We start from the raw sequence: 19,651 nt of genomic DNA, 5'->3' as shown, positions 1-19,651 counted from the left end.
TTTACTTTATTCTCTCTATACATTGCGCTAACGCTTCATTCCACCCTCTCAAAATGGGAAAACCATTTAATTCTATCATATGATTTTTCAAAATAGAGTAATGAGGTCTCTTTGCTTTTGCTCCATAGTCTTTTGTCGTTATCGGATGAACTTTCACATCTTTTCGCATCATTTGTAATGCTTTCTTCGCAAATTCATACCAAGAACATGATCCGCTATTACATACATGATAGATACCATATAAATTCGTTTCTACTAATCTTTCAATCATACGAGCTAAATCCCCTGCGTATGTCGGTGAACCAATTTGGTCGGAAACGATTGATATTTCCTCTTTCTCATCCGCTAAGCGAAGAATCGTCTTCACAAAATTATGCCCATGTTTTCCATATAGCCAGGAAGTCCGAACAATAAAATACCTGTGATGTAAGCTTTGGACAAATTGTTCCCCGGCTAACTTTGAATGACCATATATATTAATAGGTGCTGTAGCGTGAAATTCATGATATCCTTCTTTTTGATCACCTGAAAAGACATAATCTGTACTAATATAAACAAGCTTTGCATTGCACTCTTGTGCAACAACTGCAATATTCCTTGTGCCGATTGCATTGACTAAAAAAGCCAACGCTTGCTCTTCTTCCGCTTTATCTACTTTTGTATAAGCAGCAGCATGAATAATAATATCTGGCTGTAATTGTTGCATCAGCCTCATCACATCTTCCATTTTCGTTACATCTAAAGCATCTTTTCCTAAGGGATACACTTCATATTTATCGAGCATAAATACTTCCTGCAATTCTTTCCCTAACTGACCGTTCGCTCCTGTAATACAGACTTTGACCTTCTTCATACAGTCGCTCCTTATTTTTGTTGTAGTCGGCTCCACCATAATTCATTCTCACAATACCACTCAATCGTTTCCCTCAAACCTTCTTCAAATGTATAAGTTGGACTCCATCCTAGTTCCTTTTTTATTTTGCTTGCATCAATTGCATAACGCCTATCATGTCCAAGGCGGTCTGCTACAAATTCAATAGCTGTTTCTGACTTTCCAAGTTGTTGCAGTATACTTTGCACCACTTCTATATTTGTTCTTTCCTGATTCCCTCCAATATTGTATACCTCTCCTGCTTTTCCTCTATGCATAACAGCATCCAGAGCTCGGCAATGATCTTCTACATGAAGCCAGTCACGAATGTTTTTTCCATCTCCATATACAGGAAGCTTTTTCCCTTTTAATGCTTGAATGATCATAAGCGGAATTAATTTTTCAGGGTATTGATACGGGCCATAATTGTTTGAACAACGTGTGATTGAGACGTGCGTTCCATACGTTTTGAAATAAGAAAGAGCAATCATATCTGCACTTGCTTTACTTGAAGAATATGGGCTACTTGGCGCTAGTGGCGTTGTTTCTGTGAAAAATCCCTCATTTCCTAATGAACCATACACTTCATCTGTTGAAACTTGAAGCATTTTTATATTCGGATACCTTTTCACTACTTCTAACAATGCGACTGTTCCCATTACGTTTGTATTGAAAAAGGGAGTTGAGTTTTCAATACTTCGATCTACATGTGATTCTGCTGCAAAATTCATAATACAATCGATACGGTGTTGCAAAATTACGTTTTGGACAAGTTCTCGATTTTGAATATCTCCTTGTACAAAAAAATAACGAGAATCTTGATGAACAGATTGCAAATTTTCAAGATTCCCACTATATGTTAAAAGATCGTAATTAATGATACGATATGTCTGATGCGTTCGTAATATATAATGAATAAAGTTACTTCCAATAAAACCTGCTCCACCGGTTACTAATATATTCATATCCAACACTCCTACTTAAAACAATCATGATATTGGTCAAATGTAGGCAACGCTTTATCTTTTTCTGAAAGAATCGGTTCACGGACCGGCCATGTAATCGCCAAGCTTTCATCATTCCAATATAATCCATCATCATGATCTACACTATAATATTCATCTACTTTATACATAACGAGTGTATTTGGCACGAGCGTACAAAATCCATGAGCAAATCCTTTTGGCACAAGAAGCTGCCTATGATTTTCTTCGCTTAATATAAAGCCTTTCCACTCTTTATATGTTGGAGATGAAACGCGTAAATCCACAATAACATCATAGATTGCCCCTTTTAATACTTGGATTAATTTCGTTTGCGCTTTCGGCTCTTTCTGAAAATGCAAACCGCGCACTGTGCCGGCCTTCGCTGAAAATGAAAGATTATCTTGAATGAACGAATAAGAAACGCCTAATTTTTGAAGCTGTTTCCAATTATAACTTTCTGTAAAAAAACCACGATGATCTTCAAATAAACGAGGTTGTAATAATAAAGCATGCTGAAAATGTGTTTCAACTATTTCCATATACCCACCTATTCCCCATTAAATTGTTGACCAAAATCTAAATGACACGCTAATGCATTTGCTCTCTGCAATGATGTATGTGTTCCTGCGTCTGTCCACCAACCAGACATAATATTATAAGATAATAAACCGCGTTTCAAATACCGATTATTTAAATCTGTAATCTCAAGCTCTCCTCTTTCTGAAGGTGTTAATTGTTTAATATATGAAAATACCTCAGCGTCATACATATAAATTCCTGTCACTGCATATGAACTTTTCGGCTTCTTTGGCTTTTCTTCAATTTCAATAATTTTACCATCTTGTATAACCGGGACTCCAAATCTCTCTGGATCTTCCACTTCCTGCAATAATACCTTTGCTCCTTTTTCTTGCTTTACATATTCCTGAACGTATGGATAAATATTATCGGAGAAAATATTATCCCCTAGTATAACAAGCATCCGATCTTTTCCAACAAATTGTTCACAAAGTCCGAGCGCCTCAGCTATTCCCCCGGCGCTATCCTGCACTCGATACGTGAATGAAACATGAAAATCATGACCGCTTCCTAAAAAATTAACGACATCCCCCATATGTTCTTTTCCCGTAACAACCATAATATCGGTAATGCCGCATTGTTTCATCTTATAAACAGCATGATAAATCATCGGATAACGACCAACTGGAAGCAAATGCTTATTCGTTACTTTCGTAATGGGGTATAGCCGCGATCCCGTTCCTCCAGCTAAAATAATCCCTTTCATCTAAAATCCCCCCTTTTACTCCTCTCTATACTTAACTATGAAACCACTATCTTATAATGAAAATAGTGGTTTCATATAGTGTTCTACAAATTTTTGTCTATATTTCTCATACGCTACAGCATCAAATTCATCACCATTATAATGAATACACCACGGTGCTTTTTGAGTAGAAATTCCAATTAAATATCCCGCTTTTCGAAATTCCATCGATTGGGAAATATCATAAAAGTGAAAACCATCAAATACATCTTCGCGCCATGGAATATCATATTGCGTCGCCATAAATAGTCCATCAATTGCTTCCACAGATAGAAATGTCTTTGATTCATAAAATGGTTGCTCCAAATTCAACAATTGATAGTTTTGTCCTCGGTATTCAATCACTTGTGCGACTAAATTTTTTCCTTCCCACCAAATCCCACTAGCGGGCAGACTTTGACAACCAGCAACACCAATTAATCCAAGCTTTTCATTCTTTGTAAAAAGGTCAATCAAATAAGTAGCAACATTTCGATCAATAATAAAAGTATCTTGATGCAAATACACCTTATACTTTGCAGGATGCGAAATTGCTTCGTTATATGCACTTGTCATACTTTTTGCTCCGTATATTGGTAAAATTTGAATTTGATATCCCGGAGGTACAAATAGATTATGAATCTGTCTTTGACATTGCGCAAAAAGTTCCTCATTATTTGTACAAATGACAAATAATATTGTCTTTTCTTGCATACCTACAATCCTTTCTCTCTTACGACTTTTTCCCCATATAATGTTCTACAAAAATTTCACGGTACTTCTCATAATGATCCAAATTTATATCAATATGATAGTGAATGCACCATGCATCACGCTGCACAGGAACTCCTACTGTATATCCTGCTTTTCGAAACTCAAATGATTGCGATACGTCATAAAAATGAAAGCCGTCAAACAAATCCTCTCGCCACGGAATATCATACTGCGTCGCCATTAATAATCCGTCAATTGCTTCTACAGGCATAAATGTTTTTGATTCATGAAACGGTTTCTCTAATGTTGCCATATAGAAAATATCATTCATATAACCGATTACCTTCCCTACAACCCCTTTTCCAATATTCCATAAGCCATTTTGCGGTACATATTGTGCACCAACCATCCCAATCATCCCGAGATTCTCATGTTTCGTGAATAATTCAATTATTCCGCATAAAAATGCTCGATTAATAATAAACACATCTTGATGTAAATACACTTTATATTTTGCCGGATGAGAAATCGCTGTATTATATCCACTTGTCATACTCTTGGCATTTCGAATCGGTAGAAACTCAACGCGGTATGAATCTGGTACTTCTAAATTCATAATATGCTTGACGCATTTTGCATACATTTGTTGATTGTTAACACATGTAACAAATAAAATGGTTTTCTCCGCCTGATTCATTCTTATTTCTCCGCCAAGATTACATACTGATAAACAACTGATTCTGCTAAAAAACCACTCCCTAACCGATATTTACTACAGATTTTCTGCAAATCCTCAATGAGCGGCACATCTTGATCATATGGCACATATACACGATCAACTTCTTGTATAGAAAAACCAGCCTTCAAAAATAATCGTAGCATTTCATTAAAGGTAAAAAAGCGAATGTGCGTTTTATCCATAAGTCCCAATTCTGTATAAGTCCAATTCCCAGCTAATAATGACTGGATCACTGAAATATGAGCTACATTTGGAATACTCGCTAAAATGACGCCACCTTTTTTTACATATGGTTTTACTTTTTCAATCACTGCCCAAGGATCAAATAAATGTTCTAACACATCCCCAAAAATAATACAGTCAAATTGTTCATGCTCATATGGTAATTCCATCGTTTCAATATCACCATGCAAAACATGATCCAATTTCTGTTTTGCTTTTTCAAATGCATCAGAAAATGCTTCAATCCCTGATACACGTGCTCCCTTTTCTTTTATGGCCGCTCCCAATCCACCTTCAGAACATCCGATATCTAATACTTCTTTCCATTCGCTTTTTATATGTTTGAGTAAATGTGGATTTGCTCCTGTATAATAAAAATCTGGTTTTTCATTATATAAGGAAGACTCTCCTTTATTCATGTTATTTTCCCTCCTTATGAATGACAGCCTTACTTCTTATTGTAAGTTCTTTACCATACTCTACGCACTCACGCTACATGTTATCCCTCATATTCCTGCCTAAATACCTTTCTAAAGTAAGTTCTGTTATATTCAATAGCCGCATTATTTGGGACGTAAGTTGCTGCCAATTCATTATAATAAAGAGCTTTTTCCTGATCCCCGAGACGGCTATAACAAATACACATTTGCAAATAAGGAAGCCATGTATAGCTAGCTGGACTATAAAACGGGCTCGCTTGAGGAGCAGGCACTTCAGTTGCTAACTTATACCAAAATATAGCCTCTTCATATTTCTCTTGTTTCATATATATATTCCCTAATCTTGTACAATTCTCACCTCTCGGAATAGAATATTGAAACGACCTTGTACAAGCTAATATAGCTTCTTTCCATTTTTCTAGCTGTAAATAACAATCCCCCAACTTCCCACACGCGTAAATTTTTTCTTCATCCCATCCTTCTTCCCTCTCTAGAAATACTTCATATAATGAAACCGCATCTTCATAGTGCTGGTGATCTGAACATTCATTGGCATAATAAAAAATATCTCTAGCAGTTAATTCCTCTCCATTCGCTACAATATTTTGGAAAATCTTCAAATTACGATTTGTTGGCTTTTTTTCTTTTTTATGTGTAATGGCGACTTCACTTTGAAGAAGTTCACCATGTACCGCTAAATATTCATGCACTTTTCCAAACCATTCAAATCCACACCCTCGCTTAACGAGCCGATACCTTCTCGTACAATATAACGGTTTTCCATTCGAGTCCATTACAAGGTGGTATGGCATAGAAACGGCATCTATTTTATCATCTAACTCCCATTTTAATTTCCTTAGCAATTCTTGCGCGTCTTCTAATAAGACATCATCTGCATCGAGCCACAATATATAATCTTGTGTCGCTTTTGAAAAAGAAAAATTACGAGCCGCTGAAAAATCATCCACCCAAGGAAATTCGTATATATGAGGTGTGTATTCCCGAACAATTTCTTGCGTTCGATCAATAGATCCTGTATCTACAACAATTATTTCATCAACAAGAGATTGAATAGAATCTAAGCATCTTCCTATTGTTTGTTCTTCATCTCTCACAATCATACATAAGCTAATTGTAATTTCCTTATCTCTCAAAATTCTCACCCTCTCCCACTCAAGTTTATGTTGAAAGAAGTGAAAACTTTCCCAAAAAGAAATAATTCATGTGTCAGTGTCATTTTGTTCATGCTGTACATCTACTATATAATGAATGCTTTTTGGAGGTGAATTTATGTCAAAGGAAAATTATTCAAACGATGAAGAATATTTGGCAGCTAGTGCACTAGATCCTGACTTTATCGGCCCTACATTACCACCTATTCCACCATTTACTCTTCCATCAGGACCGACTGGAGGGACTGGTGTTACTGGACCGACTGGACCGACCGGGGAAACTGGTATTACTGGGCCGACTGGACCGACCGGGGAAACTGGTATTACTGGACCGACTGGACCGACCGGGGAAACTGGTATTACTGGGCCGACTGGACCGACTAGTGCAGGTCTTCCAGCAGGTTTATATGCCTTTAACTCTTCCACAATTAGTATAGGTCTTGGAGTAGATCAGCCAATACCATTTAATACAGTCGGAGCACAATTTGGTACAGCTATTTCTCAACTAGATGCCGATACCTTTACGATTAATGAAACTGGATTTTATAAAATTACTGTTATTGCCTATACCGCACTTGTAAGTCTATTAGGCGGCCTCACAATTGAAGTAAACGGCACACCTATTCCAGGATCTGGAACTACTTTAATTTCACTGGGCGCACCTATTGTACTCCAAGCTATTACGCAAATTACTACTACTCCTTCTTTAGTTGAAGCTGTTGTTACCGGTTTAGGTCTATCTCTAGCTCTTGGAACAAGTGCTACAATTATTATTGAAAAAATCGCTTAATCCTTCTCCGATAGACAGTAAGACATTTATATGTTTTACTGTCTTTTTTATTATCCATCCACTCATGAATTTCATTTCTTCCGCATAATCATAACATTGTATGACACTTTTCAGGGGGAATACGTATGCAAAATGAAACAGCCGTTCAGCTATATCTCGAATTACTAAAGAAAACAATTTTATTTGAAATTTGGTTAGAATACGAACCATACTTACCAGCATCCTTACATATTACACAGGAACTCCCTTATGAACCCGTTACTGTCCCATTGCCTCTATTTATTAAGCAATATGCAGAAGCTCATCAACTAAAAATCGTCAAGCCTGTCATTTCAAAAGAAGAGAGACGAGATGGTAACGATTGGCCACGAGCAGCTCATAGTATGATTGGGCGCACACGAATGAACCAATTACAAAACGCAATGGAAACCGTTATACGTGAACATATTGAGGGAGACTTTATTGAAACAGGTGTATGGCGAGGAGGATCTTGTATTTTCATGCGGGGGTTTTTAAAAGCACATGGAATTATAAATCGTACTGTATGGGTCGCTGACTCTTTCCAAGGACTCCCCGCCCCAAATGTTCAAGCATACCCACAAGATTCTCATGATTATTTACATACATTCGATTATTTACGCGTTTCACTCGAGCAAGTACAAGAAAACTTTAAAAAATATGATTTATTAGATGACCAGGTCAAATTTTTAAAAGGTTGGTTTAAAGATACGTTACCAATAGCTCCTATTGAAAAAATTGCAATCGCTCGCCTCGATGGCGATATGTACGAATCCACAATGGATAGTTTAGTCAATTTATACGATAAAGTTTCAACTGGTGGATTTATTATTATTGACGATTATGGTCTACCAGCTTGCGCAGAAGCTGTAGCAGACTTTCAAAAGCAGCGCAAAATCAAATTCTCTCTCACAGAAATTGATCAATTTGGCGCTTATTGGCGGAAAGAATAAAGGAAAGGGAATCTTTCATCAGTGGGGGCTTTATATGGTACTGCATTAGGAGACTTAATGCTACAAACAAGTTTAAATATACTCGGAGAACCAACAACCGTTCTCTTTCGCCTCTCTTTTTTAACACAACCTTTCGGAACTTTAAGTGGCCGTCAATATAATTGTAGTATCGATATGGCTTCATGGGTTCATTTGTTACAAAAAGGAAAAGGCGTTTATATAGCAGAAGCACTAAGTTCATTTCGCTACCATCCAGATCAACAAATTCACCATAAATTATTGGAAGGAACGGAAGACTTTACACATCTCATTACGACAGCACGTAGCTATAGTTTTCTAAAAAGCAAAAAGACATATCGCTTAGGTCTTCGCTGCGCCTTACAATGGATATTTAGTTCATTGCAAGATGAAACGATAAAACGTATCCCGGATTCTCATGCCAGGCTCTTTCATTGTCTTCAAATCATTCAGTACTCGTGTCTACGAATAATCAAAATACTAGTAAATAAACTTTGGATTCTACCTCTTCATTATCAAATAGAATGAAAAACACTCACAAATTTGTGAGTGTTTAATATCTTTCTTTCTGTTGATTATTTTTATGATTTTTCTTCCCGCAATTACATCCTTTTTTCTTTACAAACCCTTGTTGCTGTAGCATTTGCTGTTGTGCAGAATATTGATGCCATTGCTGAGCAGAATATGAATTTTGTTGATAGTGATTTCTCATATAACCCTCTCCTCTTTTATGCAATATTATTCCTTTTATCATATGAACAACTTGTTTATCCAGTTCCCCCATTTTCCTCGTGCTTCATCCTATGATAGTCTCTTTTTATGTAAGCTGCTTCGTCCTATTCCCCTATCATACGGCTTACCATTGTTTCAATACATGCTGCAAGACCTGCAATCCCTAGTATACATAATACGATTTCCGCAACGTGCGGAAACAAAACATACAAACAAATTAAAAAAGCGCTCACCCATATTCCAGTACACCAGTGACAACTTAATAATTCTCCTATCCACTTTTGTAGTCCTTTTCCTCTTACTTTCGTATATGTAGAGACAGATCCATCTGGCTCAGTAATTTCTAACTCTTCAATAAATGGAGCTCGCAAAAAAGCGGTAATTTTATCATATACAATAAGCCGCGTGAGCCGAAAAGCTGCAAATGCAAATATAATAAATAGTAACCAAGTATTTACAACCAACTGATATCACTTCCTTATAGCTGCCTATTTATAAAAATCCTCTCTATAGCAGTAACCGAATTGTCTCGCACTCAATATCTTATTAATGTATCTAAAACATATTTGATAAGGAGTGAAATTCATGAGCTGTAACGACAACCAACATCATTTTCCATCTAACTGCGTCATTGACGTCGTAAGATTTATTGATGAACTGCAAGATTCCATCAGCGAAAATTGTCCAACCGGTTGCGACACACCTTTCCTTGGTGCAAATTGTAACTCACCATTCGCAAATACTCGTCCGTTCGTGCTATTTGATAAATGCGGTGATCTCTTTATTCCAGCAAGCTGCTTCTCCATCCCAACAAAAGATGTACCATTAAGCGTTCCTCTTCCATCTCCATTTCTACGAGTAGAAAGCGTTGACGAAGATGGATGTGCTGTATTACGCGTGCTAATCCCAGACGTTGAATCTTTAGGTGGAGACGATTGCGATTTATTAGCAGGTAGCTTACTTCACACAATTGATAAAAGCGACTTTACAAATTTAGCGGCGCGCTTTTTAATTTGTCAATACTCAAATGGCATCACGAAACCAGATTATCAGTCCGTTCTACAATTCGGTTTAAAAGCTTCTCAATTCTGTATTACTGTTGATTTAGGTTGCTTCTGTGCAATCCAATGTCTACGCGACACTCACGTTCGCGGTTGCTAATTTCGTAAAACAAACAAACTATGAAGGTGGTAGCTTCGTCTACCACCTTTTCACGTATTTAAAACGCCATCATCCGTATGGAGATGATCTCGTCAATTGGAATTTTGAATTCCCTTGGCATTAAACGATTAAAAGTCTCTTGTGCGCGCCTTACTTCCAGCAATACTTCACCACCTTCATATGCGCGTACATAGCCCGTAAACAAATCTTGTTTTGTTTTAATTTGACAACGAATAGAAGCAATATAATGAGGCCGATCAAGTAAGAATAATATTTTTTCTTCATTATCCATATCCTTAAATGACTTACTACGTTCTCTTTTTTGCCTTCTATCTATTCCCTCCGATTGTTCTACTTCTCTATTTTCTGCCTCTCTTTCCTTTCGCACCTGCTCCTCAACTTGAGGCGGCCCACCATACATATTTACCTCTCGCTTTTTCTCCATTTGATGAAATGTATCCTCTTTCTCTGCCTCTTCTCGCTTTGTAAGCTTTTTAGAAGCTTCGTATTCTTTCCCTTCATTTTTCACCTCCATTGATTGAGGCAATTCTTTTTGTTTGCTCTCTTTCTGTTCATAATGACTTAAAGCTTCTTCCGCTGCTTTCCCTTCATGATCTAACTCACTCTGTTTCAACAATTCTGGCGGATCTTCTTCCTGTTCATACAGACTTGAAGCTTCTTCCGCTGCTTTTCCTTCATAATCTGAATCACTCTGTTTCAACGACTCTGACGGATCTTCCTGTTCATTACGCTTAGATGTTTTTGTATTCTCCTCTTCTGCTACTTTGGTTACTATATTTTCTTGCCCTTCTAAAGCTTCTTTTGTCTTTGTTTCTTCTCGTTCCGTTTCCATAGAAGCTACTTCCGCTAGTTCCTCACTTGCAACAATTAAATCTGCATTTTTGTTCTCCTCATTTCGGGCTGTATTTTTTTCATTTGATACTTGCATAGCTTTTTCTTCACTTGCTCTCTTCGCCTCAGCAATTTCCCTTCGGATCTTTTCCATTCGAAGGTTCTCATCTTCTTTCTTTATTACAAATGTTTTTTGTAAATTCCATTTTGCCTCCGAAAAATCCGGCTGCGTTATATATAATGTCGGATACGGTGTACGCTCCTTCTTTCTTTTGCTCACCACCAATCCCTCCTACATAAAAAACATCTCTTGTGACATGTATATTCGCAATGAGATGGAACTTGCATAGAAATTTGATGAATTTACCTAACACATCCAATCAACGAAACAAAAATCTGATAAAGACCTAGCACACACTCAAAATTTCTAGTAAACGAACCCATCGCTCATAGAAAAACTCCTTTTTAATAGGTAACTATCACAATTGCTCGTTTTCTCTTAAAAATACACATTCGTCCTATTTCCAATAGTATCCCAAGTGCATTTACTATATTAGATACAAATTAGGGGGTGAAAGAAAATGTCATATCAAAACAATTATGCGTGTCCATGTCCAACTTATACTCCAACATATACAAAACCTACTCATCATGACACTTGCTCTGGTAACTGCAAAAGTAATTGTAAACGTTGCTGTGACGATTGCTTACCAAAAGACAAATGCTGCGATGGAGCAGCGGCTCATCTTGCAAGCTTAATCTCTGCAAGTTTAAACCTTAGCGGTGGTTCAATCGTACCACTAGATACAGTTGCAAAATCCGGAAGTGGTATTTCTGTTCCAAGTAGAGGTGTAATCCGTGTTGAAGAATGTGGCAAATATTTAATTGGCTCATTCGTTGGCATCGGTATCGAATTAATAAGTCCAATCGGTCTACAATTAGTAGTTGAAAGATGCGATGGTTCTTCAGTTATTCACGAAACAGGCTTAATCTTAGGCATCACTCTATTAGACAAATTCCAAGATACAATTTGCCTAGAGCCAGGCGATCGCGTATACTTCCGTACAACTGGTTTAATTTCAGTCGAAATTGCAATTTCGCTATCAGTGTCTAAATTATGCTGTGACTAATTATCCTTAAAAATATAGAGTATATTACAAAAATAACAAAGCAATATCTAGACTTTTCTCTAGATATTGCTTTTTCTTTTTTCATAATCATGCAATAAAAAAATACCATTCTAAAATTAGAATGGCTTTTTTTATATCTTTTTTTATTTTATCTTATTTACCACTGAGTCTTTAGTGCTTATGCAATTACTGCATTAACCAGAGCGATAACGTTTGTTAGGAAGTTTTGAATTAAAGCGACTAAACTATCTAAAAGACCAGTCAGAACCGCTAATACCAATGTAAGCATCATGACCCCTCCCATCCTTTGTACTCTACTATATTACATGCAAAGCAAGTACAAACGGTAACGGACAAGCGTCCTATTATATGTACCTATTTTCCAAATATAGTTTCATAATCTTCTTGATTTAACTTACAAACTCCATACACTCACATAAACAAACTAGTAAAGAAGCCTATTTTTATATTTATATCAAAATCTAAACGAACAACTATCGCCATTTTTTCATTCCACGCATTTACTACTATAGTAACTATGTATGAATTTTCTTACCATACCATATTAGGAGGATTAGAATATGACAAATGAAAAAGATCCAAAGGAAATTGATCAAAATGAATTACTGCTGACGCTCCTTAATTCGCCAGATGGTAAAAATATTATATTAGAGGCATTAAAATTAGCTGGGGCTGATCCTAATACAGATCATTTCGATCCTGAACAATTAGAAAAACTTGCCACAACGAATATAGATGAATTAAGAGCCGCGATTTTAAATAATCCTATTATCGTCCAAAAAATGCAGGATTTTATCCAATCTACAAACTTAGGACTCCTTACTTCTATCCCAACTTCCAACGCTTCCTCCACACCCCTTACACAAGAACAAGTACTTCAAACCATTCTAGAAAACCCATCCGCTCTAGAAAATATCTTTCAGCTCACACAAAAACTCGGAATAGATAAAGATGCTGTATTAGCAGAGTTAGCACAACTTCAAGCAGCAATCAATCTTCTAAAACAGCTCCCTTCAGATGAGTAAAATAAATAAGATTGGAGGTGTCACAATGCAAAATAAAGATCGAAATTCAAATGAATTACTTTTATCAATATTAAGTAAACCAGGTGGACTGGAATCCTTATTAAAATTAGCTAACTTAATGGGTATAGAAACTTCAAGAAAAAATATAAATATCGAACAGTTAAAAGATATCCAAAATCAAGACCCGAATGAACTCTTGCTCTCAATATTAGATAAACCTGAAGGATTAGATACGTTAATTCAAATTGCCGAACTAGGCGGAGTCAAGCTCCCTAAAGAAAAATTAACTGCTGAGAAAATAAAGGAATCCCTTTCTTCAAAAGAGGATTCAACTGTACCTGACTTAACAGAACAAACTAACAAAATTGAAACTCCTACACAAGCTTCAAATACATTTGCTAGGAGAATACAAAATGTACTTTCTCAACATGTATCAACACTTTTAGGAAGAATTACCTCACCGGATGTTTCTTCAAATTTATTTACACTGTTTACTACCATATTGCCCTTACAAAATATTACTAGAGCATTAACAGCCATGATTCAACTCGCAACTGATGATGCTTCTCCTCAAGAACATCGAACGAGTCCTACTTCACTTGCCGAAAAACAAATACATGCTTTAAAAAATCTACTCACGAAAAATACTGCAAACCAAGAAAAATCTTCCGCCAATTCCCTTTTACCAAAACAAGCTCTTCAATCCTTAACAAAATTAGAGGAATTGCTAAAAAACAAAAAATAAAAAGGCACAAAAATGTGTGCCTTTTTATCGTATCATTCGTTATCTTATTATCCTAAAATATGATACCCAGAATCAACGTGAATATTCTCACCTGTTACACCGCTTGCTAAGTCACTAAATAAGAATAGTGCTGTGTTTCCAACTTCTTCTTGTGTGACATTACGGCGAAGTGGCGCGCGCTCTTCAATTTGTTTTAAGATGCTGTTAAAGTCTCCGACACCTTTTGCAGATAGTGTACGAATTGGGCCTGCTGATACGGAGTTTACACGAATGTTATGTTGACCTAAGTCATTTGCTAAATATCTTACACTTGCATCTAATGAAGCTTTTGCAACACCCATTACGTTATAGTTAGAGACAACGCGTTCTCCGCCAAGGTATGTTAATGTGACGATGCTGCCGCCTTCTGTCATAAGTGGTTTCACAGCTTTTGCAACTGCTGTTAAAGAGAATGAACTAATATTTTGTGCAAGTAAGAACCCATCGCGAGATGTATCAACAAATTCTCCTTTTAGATCATCGCGGTTCGCAAATGCGATGCAGTGTGCTAATCCGTGCACGACACCAACTTCTTCTTTAATTGTAGCAAAGCAGCGTGCGATATCTTCATCATTTGTTATATCACATGGTAAAACAAGAGACTTTTGACCTTCTAATGATTCCGCTAAGTCACGCACGTTTTTCTCTAAACGCTCACCAGCGTATGTAAAAATTAAGTTTGCTCCAGCGTTATGCAATGAACGAGCAATGCCCCACGCAATACTTCGTTGGTTCGCAACACCCATTACAATAATATTTTTCCCTTGTAAGTTGAGAAGATTCATTTATTTATCCCCCTAAATCTATTTAATATAATCTGTTATTAGTACCTGGTAATATATTTATATCATAACACAAAATTACAAGAAGACAAAATAAAAATGATTCAAAAACTCATTTCTTTTTTATTGAGTAGCATTTTTCTCCATTTCCACTCATTGTGAACTCTCACCAATCGAGCTGTTACAGGATACCTTCCTTTTACTTCTCTTGAGATCGGGGGAGATCCTTCTTTATATATTTGTAAATGAAATAATTTATTTGCAAATTATGTAAAATTCGCTAATATGATTATAAAGTGCAACTTAAATCAATAGGGCTTTTCTTTGAGCCCTATTGATTTAGACCTTTCAAATAGCTCTAACTTCTATCTATCTTCTTTGCTAATTTTGAGGTGGCTACCTCAAAATCGCAAGGATAACGTCTTTTTGTATTACATTACATGCAATAGAAAGGACTACATACGGTGAAAGATAAGAATGCTCAATATCGAATTGATTATGTATTATTACTTATTTTATTTGCAATTGGGACTGTAAGTTGTTTTGCCATCGCAAGCGCTCAACCGTCTTTACCACCGCTGTTACAAAATGTGAATTTTGTAGCGAAACAAATTCAGTGGTATATCATTGGGATTATAGCTATTATCGCGATTATGATTATTGATTTTGATCGTTATAAACAAATTGCTTGGTATTTATATGGATTCGCAATGATACTCCTGATCGGACTTGAGCTCAAAATTCCCGGCGCTGTTACGATTAAGGGGGCTACTGCTTGGTACAGATTACCTGGCCTCGGAAATTTTCAGCCTTCGGAAATTATGAAGTTATTTCTTATTATTGTTGTTGGACGAATTATTTCAAATCATAATGAAAAATATCCGTTCCACTCACCGCGTGAAGACATGATTTTGCTTGGGAAAATTTTCGCCGCAAGTTTACCACCTCTACTACTTATCGCGAAAGAACCTGACTTAGGCAATACAATGGTCATTTCAGCAATGCTTGCAGCGATGATTTTAGTTTCTGGTATACGCTGGCGCTTTATTATCGGTCTAGTAGCACTCGCTACTACTGCGGCAGCTACTTTAACATATATTTATTTTGAGCATACAGCCTTTTTTAAAGCACATATTTTAAAAGAATACCAATTAGATCGCTTCTATGGTTGGTTAGCTCCTTATGAATATGAAACGCAAGGATATCAATTGCGCCAGGCACTGTTAGCTACTGGATCTGGTGAACTTTACGGAAAAGGATGGGCCAATAATCAAGTATATTTTCCAGAGCCGCATACCGATTTTATTTTCACTAATATTACAGAACAATTTGGATTTTTAGGAGCAAGCCTTGTTATTTCACTTTTTTTCTTGCTCATCTATCGAATGATACATATCGCATTAGAAAGCAATGATCCATTCGGCAGTTATCTATGTGCAGGAACAATTGGAATGTTTACATTTCAAGTATTCCAAAACATCGGAATGACAATTGGATTACTTCCCATTACTGGGATTACCCTTCCTCTTATGAGTTATGGTGGTAGTTCTTTGCTCACCTATATGATTGCAATTGGATTTATCTTAAATGTACGATCGCGAACAAAAATATTTATGTTTGATTAAGCCATATCTATTGTAGATATGGTTTTTCTTACTTTTCTTTAGGTATACTAATGAAAAAAGAAGAATGAGAGGTTATCGCATGAAATATGATATTATGGGAGACATTCATGGCTGTTTTCAAGAATTCAAAATATTAACAACGAAACTTGGATACAATTGGGATAGCGGGCTCCCAATTCATCCTGAAAAGCGACAACTCGCCTTTGTTGGGGATATTACCGACCGCGGTCCAGCATCATTACAGATGATTGAAATTGTATGGGAGCTTGTTATCAAGCAAAAACAAGCTTATTATGCACCAGGAAATCATTGCAATAAATTGTATCGCTTCTTTCTTGGACGTAATGTAACTATTGCCCACGGCTTAGAAACAACTGTTGCTGAATATCAGGCTCTGCCCTCTAATGAGCAGGCAATCATAAAAGAGAAATTTATCGACCTGTATGAACAATCTCCACTCTATCACATACTTGATAACAACCAATTGATTGTATGTCACGCTGGTATAAGGCAAAATTACATAGGGAGAACAGATAAAAAGGTGCAAACTTTTGTTTTGTATGGTGATATTACAGGTGAAAAACACCCTGACGGTTCTCCCGTTCGTCGAGATTGGTCCCAAAATTATAAAGGAAATGCTTGGATTGTATATGGACATACGCCTGTTAAAGAACCTCGTTTTGTCAATCATACAGTCAATATTGATACGGGTGCAGTCTTTGGTGGAAAACTCACTGGACTTCGCTATCCTGAAATGGAAACGATTTCGGTTCCGTCTTCCTTGCCATTTGTTCCTGAAAAATTCCGCCCCATTTCATAAAGCGAAACTTTAATCCGTGGAATATCTGCATCCGACTCGTTATGAATTTTCTTTTATGAATAGCTCTACTCCCACCTTACTTTCTTTCAACACTTTTTGAGGTGGGAGTCTTACTAGAGGGGTACAATCAAATACCTTGCAAGAAGAAGTGAGAAAGGAATTGAAAAGATGCGTTTTATTTTGCATCTTTTTTCATTTATGTGGCATATACTGTCGCAGGAGGTGCCAAAATGAAGAAAAAATCTTCCAGACAAAAACAATCTTTCTTCCCCATGTATCACCCTAACTACGGTATGAATAATTGGTGTAGCATTCGCGCTGCTGCTTTAGAAGTTCTTGAAGGGAATCAAACGGAGGAAGAAAATGATACAACGCTAGATCCGATCATCCAACATATCGCAAATCGAAAAGCAGAAAAATTCCAAAGAAAAAAAGAGCGTCTTTCTAAAAACAATTCATCTCATAACTATGTTCAATGTACAAACAGAAAAGAAAAAAGACGAAAGCCCCCTAAATTACCACAGCCAGAAAATCTAGAATATATTACCAATCAAGTAAAAAAGATAAAAAATTTGTTAAAGCCAACTCCAGCCCTTTCTGCGGAGAAACAAGATTCGGAAAAAAAAGCAGCCACACAAAAATATGCCCATGAAGAAGGGCGACATACGAAAGCAGACGGAATTGCCTCACATGCGGAAGGGCTTCTTACGCATGCAAGCAATGCCTTTGCACATGCTGAAGGTTCCAAAACAAAAGCAACTGGACATAGTTCACATAGTGAGGGAAGTGAAACGACAGCTAGCGGAAATTACGCGCACGCGGAAGGAAAATATACGATTGCTTTAGGAGATGCTGCCCATGCGGAAGGGACAGCAACTATAGCAGCTGGATTTTCTTCACATGCCGAGGGGCTCTATACATCAACAGCTCATTTTGCAGGTGCTCATATTATGGGGAAATTCGGCTCCGCAGAACAACCATACTCATGGTTCATCGCCAACGGTACTCACCATTCTATGCCTGGTTTAGGGGCAAAATGGCTCGCTCATAACGGCGAAATGTACATTGAAGGTGCCTCTTATAACGCGAGTGGAACAGACTATGCACAAATGTTTGAAACAGCAAATCAAAAGACAATTGATGTCGGATATTTCGTGACATTCGATACAGAAGAAAAAATCCGTAAAGCAAACAGTGCAGATTCATTTATATTAGGTATCTCTAGCGCCACTCCTCTTATTATTGGTAATAGCGCTCCGTTAAGCTGGCATAACCGCTATGTAACAGATGAATGGGGACAACGAAAATATATAGGAGAAGAGAAAGAACCTATGATTCATGCAGAGTGGAACCCAAGTATAAAGTACACACCGAGAAGAGAGAGACCAGAGTGGGTACCTGTCGGATTAATGGGACAAATATTAGTACGTGATGATGGTACTTGCCAAACACACGGATATTGTCGCCCAAATGATAACGGTATCGCTACAGCATCAACGAGCGGATATTTTGTTATGAAACGTACAGGTCCAAACCAAATTTTAATATTATTTCGCTAAAAAGCTGTCCTCTTCCATGAGGACAGCTTTTACCATTACTATTCTCTCGTTAAAACAGCAAGCATATCTGTTGGTATATCTACTGAAAATGACATTTCCTTCTCCAAAATAGGGTGATAAAAAGTCAACGATTTACTATGAAGCGCTTGACGCTTCATTACATCCAATTGCCCACCGTATAAATCATCCCCTAATAATGGATGTCCAATATGTGCCATATGTACCCGAATTTGGTGCGTTCTACCGGTACCTAATTGCAATGCAACATGTGTTTTGTCAGAATAGCGTTTTCGCACTTGAAAATGTGTGACAGCCTTTTGCCCATCTTCACGTACAATCCGTTCAATAATGCTATCGCTTTTTCTTCCAATTGGTGCATCAATCGTACCTGATTCTTTCAGTATCCTTCCATGGACAATTGCTTCATATATCCGTTTTACTTGTTTTTGTTGATGCTGTTTCGATAAGAGGTGATGGACAAATCGATTCTTCGCAATTAACATCAATCCTGAAGTATCACGGTCGAGCCTTGTTACAATATGCACCGTACTCGCAAGTTGCTGCGTATCATAATGATAAAGGAGCGCATTCGCGATACTACCTGTTGGATGTTCCCTTGACGGAATGGTTGACATGTACGGTTCTTTATTGATAACAAGAACCGCGTCATCTTCATATACAATCGACAGTGGAATATTTTCAGCTACCATACCTTCACTTCTTTCCTCTACTGGAAAAAAGATTTGCAATATTTCCCCTGCTTTTAATATGTGGCGAACCGTTGCCTCTTCACCATTTACTTCAATCGCTCCGCCATGAAACTTTATGTCAGTTAAAGCGGCTTTAGAAATCCCTTTCGTTTTAACAAATTCTCGAATGAGGGCCCCTTCTTCCGTTTCCGTTATATCCCATGTTAATGTAAATCTCTTCAAAT

Annotated in this window: 24 protein-coding genes; 10 read left to right on the top strand and 14 right to left on the bottom strand. The window is 37.1% G+C overall.

Going from position 1 to position 19,651, the window contains the following annotated elements; all coding sequences use genetic code 11:
• Position 1: 1 nt before the first annotated feature.
• From rfbD to MR063_RS16475, 8 genes are all read right to left on the bottom strand, one after another.
• Positions 2–853: a dTDP-4-dehydrorhamnose reductase gene (rfbD, locus tag MR063_RS16510; RefSeq protein WP_242199685.1), complete on the bottom strand. Its 852-nt coding sequence runs from the start codon at positions 851–853 to the stop codon at positions 2–4.
• A gap of 11 nt (positions 854–864) precedes the next feature.
• Positions 865–1,836 carry a dTDP-glucose 4,6-dehydratase gene (rfbB, locus tag MR063_RS16505; protein ID WP_242199684.1) on the bottom strand — a complete coding sequence of 324 codons (972 nt, stop codon included), beginning with the start codon at positions 1,834–1,836 and terminating at the stop codon, positions 865–867.
• 11 nt (positions 1,837–1,847) lie between these two features.
• Positions 1,848–2,396: a dTDP-4-dehydrorhamnose 3,5-epimerase gene (rfbC, locus tag MR063_RS16500; RefSeq protein ID WP_242199683.1), complete on the bottom strand. Its 549-nt coding sequence runs from the start codon at positions 2,394–2,396 to the stop codon at positions 1,848–1,850.
• An 8-nt stretch (positions 2,397–2,404) separates the two neighbouring features.
• Positions 2,405–3,142 carry a sugar phosphate nucleotidyltransferase gene (locus MR063_RS16495; protein ID WP_242142344.1) on the bottom strand — a complete coding sequence of 246 codons (738 nt, stop codon included), beginning with the start codon at positions 3,140–3,142 and terminating at the stop codon, positions 2,405–2,407.
• 51 nt (positions 3,143–3,193) lie between these two features.
• A complete protein-coding gene (locus MR063_RS16490; protein WP_242142341.1) occupies positions 3,194–3,874 on the bottom strand; it encodes a glycosyltransferase family protein in 681 nt (226 codons plus the stop codon).
• Between the two features lie 19 nt (positions 3,875–3,893).
• A complete protein-coding gene (locus tag MR063_RS16485) occupies positions 3,894–4,571 on the bottom strand; it encodes a glycosyltransferase family protein (protein ID WP_242199682.1) in 678 nt (225 codons plus the stop codon).
• A 2-nt stretch (positions 4,572–4,573) separates the two neighbouring features.
• A complete protein-coding gene (locus tag MR063_RS16480; RefSeq protein ID WP_242199681.1) occupies positions 4,574–5,254 on the bottom strand; it encodes a class I SAM-dependent methyltransferase in 681 nt (226 codons plus the stop codon).
• 80 nt (positions 5,255–5,334) lie between these two features.
• Positions 5,335–6,396, bottom strand: a complete 1,062-nt coding sequence (locus MR063_RS16475; RefSeq protein ID WP_277927908.1) for a glycosyltransferase — start codon at positions 6,394–6,396, stop codon at positions 5,335–5,337.
• Between the two features lie 169 nt (positions 6,397–6,565).
• Here MR063_RS16475 and MR063_RS16470 point away from each other — a divergent pair, with 169 nt between their 5' ends.
• The 3 genes from MR063_RS16470 (at position 6,566) to MR063_RS16460 (ending at position 8,754) form a co-directional block, all read left to right on the top strand.
• The gene (locus tag MR063_RS16470) at positions 6,566–7,237 is read left to right on the top strand and encodes a BclA C-terminal domain-containing protein (RefSeq protein WP_242199680.1); all 672 of its coding nucleotides are present in this window, start codon (positions 6,566–6,568) and stop codon (positions 7,235–7,237) included.
• Between the two features lie 125 nt (positions 7,238–7,362).
• Positions 7,363–8,208: a TylF/MycF family methyltransferase gene (locus MR063_RS16465; protein WP_242199679.1), complete on the top strand. Its 846-nt coding sequence runs from the start codon at positions 7,363–7,365 to the stop codon at positions 8,206–8,208.
• Positions 8,209–8,229: 21 nt separating this feature from the next.
• On the top strand, positions 8,230–8,754 hold the full coding sequence (locus MR063_RS16460) for a hypothetical protein (RefSeq protein ID WP_242199678.1): 525 nt from the start codon (positions 8,230–8,232) through the stop codon (positions 8,752–8,754).
• A 25-nt stretch (positions 8,755–8,779) separates the two neighbouring features.
• On the opposite strand, the gene MR063_RS16455 is transcribed toward MR063_RS16460, so the two are convergent.
• Together MR063_RS16455 and MR063_RS16450 are read right to left on the bottom strand one after the other, a co-directional pair.
• On the bottom strand, positions 8,780–8,938 hold the full coding sequence (locus MR063_RS16455) for a cytochrome C oxidase subunit III (RefSeq protein ID WP_242199677.1): 159 nt from the start codon (positions 8,936–8,938) through the stop codon (positions 8,780–8,782).
• Positions 8,939–9,062: 124 nt separating this feature from the next.
• Positions 9,063–9,422, bottom strand: a complete 360-nt coding sequence (locus tag MR063_RS16450) for a DUF1360 domain-containing protein (protein WP_242199675.1) — start codon at positions 9,420–9,422, stop codon at positions 9,063–9,065.
• 121 nt (positions 9,423–9,543) lie between these two features.
• Here MR063_RS16450 and MR063_RS16445 point away from each other — a divergent pair, with 121 nt between their 5' ends.
• Positions 9,544–10,119, top strand: coding sequence for a CotY/CotZ family spore coat protein (locus tag MR063_RS16445; RefSeq protein WP_242142327.1), 576 nt, complete (start codon positions 9,544–9,546; stop codon positions 10,117–10,119).
• A 58-nt stretch (positions 10,120–10,177) separates the two neighbouring features.
• Here the strand turns inward: MR063_RS16445 and MR063_RS16440 are convergent, their stop codons facing one another.
• Positions 10,178–11,251 (bottom strand): CotO family spore coat protein, encoded by a 1,074-nt coding sequence (locus tag MR063_RS16440; RefSeq protein ID WP_242199673.1) that lies wholly within the window; start codon positions 11,249–11,251, stop codon positions 10,178–10,180.
• A gap of 301 nt (positions 11,252–11,552) precedes the next feature.
• Here MR063_RS16440 and MR063_RS16435 point away from each other — a divergent pair, with 301 nt between their 5' ends.
• Positions 11,553–12,101 carry a hypothetical protein gene (locus MR063_RS16435; protein ID WP_242199671.1) on the top strand — a complete coding sequence of 183 codons (549 nt, stop codon included), beginning with the start codon at positions 11,553–11,555 and terminating at the stop codon, positions 12,099–12,101.
• 178 nt (positions 12,102–12,279) lie between these two features.
• On the opposite strand, the gene MR063_RS21845 is transcribed toward MR063_RS16435, so the two are convergent.
• Entirely contained in the window at positions 12,280–12,405 is a 126-nt protein-coding gene (locus MR063_RS21845) for a hypothetical protein (RefSeq protein ID WP_277927904.1), read from the bottom strand.
• A 277-nt stretch (positions 12,406–12,682) separates the two neighbouring features.
• Between MR063_RS21845 and MR063_RS16430 the strand changes: the two genes are divergently transcribed.
• Both MR063_RS16430 and MR063_RS16425 read left to right on the top strand, forming a co-directional pair.
• Positions 12,683–13,147, top strand: coding sequence for a hypothetical protein (locus tag MR063_RS16430; RefSeq protein WP_242199670.1), 465 nt, complete (start codon positions 12,683–12,685; stop codon positions 13,145–13,147).
• A gap of 25 nt (positions 13,148–13,172) precedes the next feature.
• Positions 13,173–13,892, top strand: a complete 720-nt coding sequence (locus MR063_RS16425) for a hypothetical protein (protein ID WP_242199669.1) — start codon at positions 13,173–13,175, stop codon at positions 13,890–13,892.
• A gap of 47 nt (positions 13,893–13,939) precedes the next feature.
• On the opposite strand, the gene fabI is transcribed toward MR063_RS16425, so the two are convergent.
• Positions 13,940–14,716 carry an enoyl-ACP reductase FabI gene (gene fabI, locus MR063_RS16420; protein WP_242142317.1) on the bottom strand — a complete coding sequence of 259 codons (777 nt, stop codon included), beginning with the start codon at positions 14,714–14,716 and terminating at the stop codon, positions 13,940–13,942.
• 461 nt (positions 14,717–15,177) lie between these two features.
• On the opposite strand from fabI, the gene MR063_RS16415 reads away from it, so the two are divergent.
• The 3 genes from MR063_RS16415 to MR063_RS16405 all read left to right on the top strand — a co-directional run bounded on the left by MR063_RS16415 (position 15,178) and on the right by MR063_RS16405 (position 18,717).
• Positions 15,178–16,338 (top strand): FtsW/RodA/SpoVE family cell cycle protein, encoded by a 1,161-nt coding sequence (locus MR063_RS16415; RefSeq protein ID WP_242199667.1) that lies wholly within the window; start codon positions 15,178–15,180, stop codon positions 16,336–16,338.
• Between the two features lie 79 nt (positions 16,339–16,417).
• Complete coding sequence (gene prpE / locus MR063_RS16410; RefSeq protein WP_242199656.1) at positions 16,418–17,158, top strand: bis(5'-nucleosyl)-tetraphosphatase PrpE; 741 nt, start codon at positions 16,418–16,420, stop codon at positions 17,156–17,158.
• 230 nt (positions 17,159–17,388) lie between these two features.
• A complete protein-coding gene (locus MR063_RS16405) occupies positions 17,389–18,717 on the top strand; it encodes a peptidase G2 autoproteolytic cleavage domain-containing protein (RefSeq protein WP_242142311.1) in 1,329 nt (442 codons plus the stop codon).
• Positions 18,718–18,755: 38 nt separating this feature from the next.
• On the opposite strand, the gene MR063_RS16400 is transcribed toward MR063_RS16405, so the two are convergent.
• Complete coding sequence (locus MR063_RS16400; protein ID WP_242199653.1) at positions 18,756–19,649, bottom strand: RluA family pseudouridine synthase; 894 nt, start codon at positions 19,647–19,649, stop codon at positions 18,756–18,758.
• Positions 19,650–19,651 lie beyond the last annotated feature (2 nt).

It is taken from the genome of Bacillus cereus group sp. BfR-BA-01492, assembly GCF_022662815.1.
In the GTDB taxonomy this organism is placed as follows: domain Bacteria; phylum Bacillota; class Bacilli; order Bacillales; family Bacillaceae_G; genus Bacillus_A; species Bacillus_A cereus_BD.
The sequence above is the reverse complement of the archived record's forward strand: the minus strand, read 5'-3'. Positions and strand labels throughout refer to the sequence as shown.

Coding starts and splice junctions, on each gene's coding strand:
- rfbD (WP_242199685.1), bottom strand. CDS start 853: ATGAAGAAGGTCAAAGTCTGTATTACAGGAGCGAACGGTCAGTTAGGG.
- rfbB (WP_242199684.1), bottom strand. CDS start 1,836: ATGAATATATTAGTAACCGGTGGAGCAGGTTTTATTGGAAGTAACTTT.
- rfbC (WP_242199683.1), bottom strand. CDS start 2,396: ATGGAAATAGTTGAAACACATTTTCAGCATGCTTTATTATTACAACCT.
- MR063_RS16495 (WP_242142344.1), bottom strand. CDS start 3,142: ATGAAAGGGATTATTTTAGCTGGAGGAACGGGATCGCGGCTATACCCC.
- MR063_RS16490 (WP_242142341.1), bottom strand. CDS start 3,874: ATGCAAGAAAAGACAATATTATTTGTCATTTGTACAAATAATGAGGAA.
- MR063_RS16485 (WP_242199682.1), bottom strand. CDS start 4,571: ATGAATCAGGCGGAGAAAACCATTTTATTTGTTACATGTGTTAACAAT.
- MR063_RS16480 (WP_242199681.1), bottom strand. CDS start 5,254: ATGAATAAAGGAGAGTCTTCCTTATATAATGAAAAACCAGATTTTTAT.
- MR063_RS16475 (WP_277927908.1), bottom strand. CDS start 6,396: ATGATTGTGAGAGATGAAGAACAAACAATAGGAAGATGCTTAGATTCT.
- MR063_RS16470 (WP_242199680.1), top strand. CDS start 6,566: ATGTCAAAGGAAAATTATTCAAACGATGAAGAATATTTGGCAGCTAGT.
- MR063_RS16465 (WP_242199679.1), top strand. CDS start 7,363: ATGCAAAATGAAACAGCCGTTCAGCTATATCTCGAATTACTAAAGAAA.
- MR063_RS16455 (WP_242199677.1), bottom strand. CDS start 8,938: ATGAGAAATCACTATCAACAAAATTCATATTCTGCTCAGCAATGGCAT.
- MR063_RS16445 (WP_242142327.1), top strand. CDS start 9,544: ATGAGCTGTAACGACAACCAACATCATTTTCCATCTAACTGCGTCATT.
- MR063_RS16435 (WP_242199671.1), top strand. CDS start 11,553: ATGTCATATCAAAACAATTATGCGTGTCCATGTCCAACTTATACTCCA.
- MR063_RS21845 (WP_277927904.1), bottom strand. CDS start 12,405: ATGGGAGGGGTCATGATGCTTACATTGGTATTAGCGGTTCTGACTGGT.
- MR063_RS16430 (WP_242199670.1), top strand. CDS start 12,683: ATGACAAATGAAAAAGATCCAAAGGAAATTGATCAAAATGAATTACTG.
- MR063_RS16425 (WP_242199669.1), top strand. CDS start 13,173: ATGCAAAATAAAGATCGAAATTCAAATGAATTACTTTTATCAATATTA.
- fabI (WP_242142317.1), bottom strand. CDS start 14,716: ATGAATCTTCTCAACTTACAAGGGAAAAATATTATTGTAATGGGTGTT.
- prpE (WP_242199656.1), top strand. CDS start 16,418: ATGAAATATGATATTATGGGAGACATTCATGGCTGTTTTCAAGAATTC.
- MR063_RS16405 (WP_242142311.1), top strand. CDS start 17,389: ATGAAGAAAAAATCTTCCAGACAAAAACAATCTTTCTTCCCCATGTAT.